The sequence below is a fragment of the Microcoleus sp. Aus8_D2 genome, assembly GCF_036702665.1.
Classification (GTDB): domain Bacteria; phylum Cyanobacteriota; class Cyanobacteriia; order Cyanobacteriales; family Microcoleaceae; genus Microcoleus.
This window is the reverse complement of the sequence record NZ_JAUBUN010000069.1, coordinates 10,631-13,750: the sequence shown is the minus strand read 5'-3', so window position 1 is coordinate 13,750 and position 3,120 is coordinate 10,631. Positions and strand designations below refer to the sequence as shown.

Annotated in this window: 1 protein-coding gene; it reads right to left on the bottom strand. The window is 49.4% G+C overall.

The window, feature by feature from the left end:
* Positions 1-3,120, bottom strand: a 3,120-nt coding sequence (locus QUB64_RS31195; RefSeq protein ID WP_442921734.1) for a beta strand repeat-containing protein, incomplete at both ends; no start/stop codon positions are given.

Sequence of the window (3,120 nt, the reverse complement as noted above, 5' to 3'; positions counted from 1 at the left end):
AGCTGCGGGTGCGGTTGTAGCTGCGGGTGCGGTTGTAGCTGCGGGTGCGGTTGTAGCTGCGGGTGCGGTTGTAGCTGCGGGTGCGGTTGTAGCTGTTGGTGCGGTTGTAGCTGCGGGTGCGGTTGTAGCTGCTGGGGTGGTTATCCGGGGCAGCGATGGGTTAAAGCCGATCGAAGTTACTGCTACTGAATCCGGCGGCGGTGTCAGCCCAACAATCGGCGGAATTGTGGGCGTTATTTGCTGATTGATTTGCGGAATAGTATCCGTTGTCTGCGGAATTATTTGCGGGGTTGTGGGCGAAATCCTTGCCGTTGTCTGCGGAATTATTTGCGGGGTTGTGGGCGAAATCCTTTCCGTTGTCTGCGGAATTATTTGCTGATTGATTTGCGGAATAGTATCCGTTGTCTGCGGAATTATTTGCGGGGTTGTGGGCGAAATCCCTGCCGTTGTCTGCGGGATTATTTGCGGGATTGTTGGTGGAATGCTTTCCGTTGTCTGCGGAATTGTTGGCGGAATGTTGCCCGTTGTCTGCGGGATTGTCTGCGGAATTGTTGGCGGAATGTTGCCCGTTGTCTGCGGGATTGTCTGCGGGATTGTCGGCAGAATGTTGCCCGTTGTCTGCGGGATTGTCTGCGGAATTGTTGGTGGAATGTTGCCCGTTGTCTGCGGGATTGTCTGCGGGATTGTTGGTGGAATGTTGCCCGTTGTCTGCGGGATTGTCTGCGGGATTGTCTGCGGAATGTTGCCCGTTGTCTGCGGGATTGTCTGCGGAATGCTTTCCGTTGTCTGCGGGATTATTGGTGGAATGTTGCCCGTTGTCGGCGGAGTTTGTGAGGGAATTGTTGGGGGAATTATTGGCATCGGATCGATCCCATTGTCAGTCAACAACGCAATATTACCCACATTATTAGAACGCCGAAACGACTGCGATGTAATGCTAGATTGTCCCGTGGTAATTGCAGCCGCCGTACCGTTGGTAGTAGCATCTCCGACGACAAACTTTTGAATCGGCGGCCCGCCATCTCCCCCGGCGTGCCGAATTGTAATTGTGCCACCACCGGCACCGCCAGCAGTAGAAATGCTCGCAAATCCCGTCGGCGAAAGTGGGGTTGAAAAAGCACCCGTAGCGCGGAAAAATCCCCCCGTCGCTGAAATAGAGACATCGCCACCGGTGCCGCCAGTACCGCCTTGGGTATTAATCGACTCTACTTGAATATCGCCGATCGGATCTAACAACACATTGCCGCCATTTCCGACGGTACCGAAGGAGTTAATTTTTCCCGCCGTAATTGAATTTAAAGCTTTAACAGTGATGTTCCCGCCCGTATTTCCCACCGTATTCAAATCTCTAGCATTCACTGTGCCTGCTGGACCATTAAGTGCGATCGTCCCTCCATTTCCTGAATTTGAAGCAGTGACATTTCCCAACAAATTGATATTTCCCGCGCTATTTACTTGCAAGCTTTGCGCGTTAATTGTCGAGTTTGCTGTCACATCGCCAGCGTTTTTGATCGCAACATTTGCTAACTGTCTGGTAGCGCCGACGGGTGCGCTGAAAGTGATGCTGCCACTACCTGCATCCAGATTTAGGTTCCGGGCCGCATCAATACTGTCGATCGCACCGGACAAGGCAATATTCCCCCCACCCGCGATCAAGATCGCATCTTTCGTCAACCCGATCCCACCGTTAATATTGATATTGCCCTGATTAGTAGTAACATTGCCACCTAAATTAGTATTTAAGGCAGTAACATTCAAACCTGCAAGTGGCGTTGTTTTTCCGATATCTCCTTGCAGCAGCACATTGCCTTTAGTAGCATTGATGTTCAAGCGCTGATTGCCGTCGATCGCACCTGCAATACTAACATTACCCTCGCCACTATTGAGAGCGACATCACTGCCGAGTTGGACTTTGCCGTTAAGAGTAAGACTGCTGTTGTCTTTTCCGGTAATATTTGCGTTCAGTGCGATCGTACCAGTTCCCGTTTGAATAGTGACCGGAGCCGAAAAAGTTAGATTATTAGGAATAGTAATATTGCCGCTGCCATTCCATCGCCCGATCTCGATCGAGCTAAATCCCTTTTGAATCAAATTAATTTCCGATGCCGTCAAATCAAAAGCGCTAGTATTGTTGTCAGTGCCGCCAACCACAATATTTTGTCCTGCCTTTGCAGGTTGCAGCGTTAGCGCGCCCGTACCAGAAACCTTACCGGAAAAATCTATTTCACCTGCTGTTAAAGTCAGGGGGTTACTTCCTGCCGATAAAGTCGAACCGAAAGCAATAGTTGCATCTCCCAGCGTAAAACTTACAGGAGATTTCAAGGTCACCGGGCCGTTAAAACTGATGCGATCATTGGTGGTAGCGATATTTCCGCTCAGGGCAACATTTCCCGCGCCTTTTTGAATAAATGCACCGTCTAAATTCAGGTTTTGCTCAATATTGAGATTAACCTGATTGGTAATTGTGAGCGTGCCGTCATTGGTGGTTGTGACAATTCCTTTGAGATTAACATTGTCAGCAGCAATACCGAGATTGCCAGCTACGTCAACAGTCTTGTTGAAAGTAACGCCACTACCTTTGAGAATGGGATTGTTGGCAATTGTAACTGCATCTACATAAGTTTGACTGCCGGTTGTGGTGACATTGCCACCTAAAGATATCTTGCTGTTTGCAGTTAAACTTGTGAGAGGAGTTGTTTCGCCGATCGCACTTTTGAAGGTAACATTACCGCTACCGCCATTCACAGTCAAATCGCTGGTGCCGTCCACAGTATTATTGAAAGTAACGCCACTACCGGAAAGAATCGGATTGTTGGCAATCGTGACAGCATCTCCATAGGTTTGAGGGCCGGTTGTAGTGACATTGCCCTTGACTTGAGTTGTGCCGCCGGAATTGGTGGTGACGCTGGCAGAATTGACTGTTTGATTGAATGCGGTTGTTCCTGTAGAATTAGCTGTTAATTTGCCGATCGCGCTTGCAGCCCCAACTGCACTTTTGAATGTAATATTACCGCTACCGCCATTCACAGTCAAATCGCTGGTGCCGTCCACAGTATTATTGAAAGTAACGCCACTACCGGAAAGAATCGGATTGTTGGCAATCGTGACAGCATCTCCATA